This window comes from Pseudoalteromonas ostreae (genome assembly GCF_018069805.1).
GTDB lineage: Bacteria > Pseudomonadota > Gammaproteobacteria > Enterobacterales > Alteromonadaceae > Pseudoalteromonas > Pseudoalteromonas ostreae.
Window position 1 is genome coordinate 1 of record NZ_JAGPYN010000063.1, and the last position, 1,126, is coordinate 1,126.

The 1,126-nt window shown below is 37.4% G+C and carries 1 pseudogene; it reads left to right on the top strand.

The window, feature by feature from the left end:
• Nucleotides 1-165: 165 nt before the first annotated feature.
• A pseudogene (locus tag J7338_RS20895) lies at nt 166-485 on the top strand (transposase); the annotation flags it as partial.
• Between the last annotated feature and the right edge of the window lie 641 nt (nt 486-1,126).

A 1,126-nucleotide genomic window follows, 5' to 3' on the forward strand; every position in this document is an offset into this window, starting at 1 on the left:
ATAAGTGATCAAAGTTAATGCCATTGGGTGATCAAAGCTGGGGAGAATATGCAATACTTATCAAATATTTCTTCCCAGTTTGAAAATGAATAAAATAGAAACATCATCAATAACTCACTTTCACCATTGGATTTTTCGATGATAAAAGAGTCTCGACTGTGTGTAGTCGAGCTAGTTAACTTATCGACTCATACGGAAGGTGCGTTATATAAAGCATTTTCACCGCAAGAAGCACGACGTATTTTAAATAAAATAGAGTTCCATTACACACCTAAACATGCGAGTTGGTTGAATATGGTCGAGATAGAAATTGGCATATGAATAAGCAATGCTTAGATCGGCGCATAGCAAGTATGGAAGAGTTAAAGACAGAGCTCACGGCGTGGGAATGGCGCCGAAATAAAGAAGGCGCCAGTATAAATTGGATGTTTAATGTTGATTCAGCACGTGAAAAACTAGAGAGAGCTTACGGTGCTCTCAACTAGTCAAAATTTGTGTGACGAAGTACTAGAAATTTTTATTAAGCCTCACATATGCCAACTCACAGTTTGGGCTCCCCTCGTTAATTCGGAGTTGAATCTTAGAATCTGACATGTAGGCAGCCAACAAAGATGAGTATATTTCTTTGGCGTTCGGTGACTCCGGGTTTAATACAAAATAATTTCCCGCGTAAGCAGTACAGTTTGCTTTAGTTTCATCTAACGGCGTACTTATATATATCAAACCACTTGAATTTGTATAAAGGCTTTCAATAGTCGATATGCAACCCGCTGATGTACATTCATCCGCCTTCGTTATACTGGGTGATAATGCTACGGCTAAAGCCATAATAATTTTCATATTCATTTATTTCTCCGATTTAGTTTAAAGCTAACATTTTATAGTGCGCGCGTCGCGCATCTTTCTGCTGATGTCACGCTCATGTATTGATAAATCTATTTTAATAAATCACGTAATGTATTGCTAACTATAATTTTTTTATTGACGCTAAAGAGATTCAGAAAAAAGAAAGTGCGCTCGTCGCTCATTTTCTTGAATATGGGAGCCCAGCAACTAAACTGTGTATTCATGGCTGTGTTGTAGTTGAGTGTGGGTATTGAAAATTCATATCATAATGCCTCTTTTA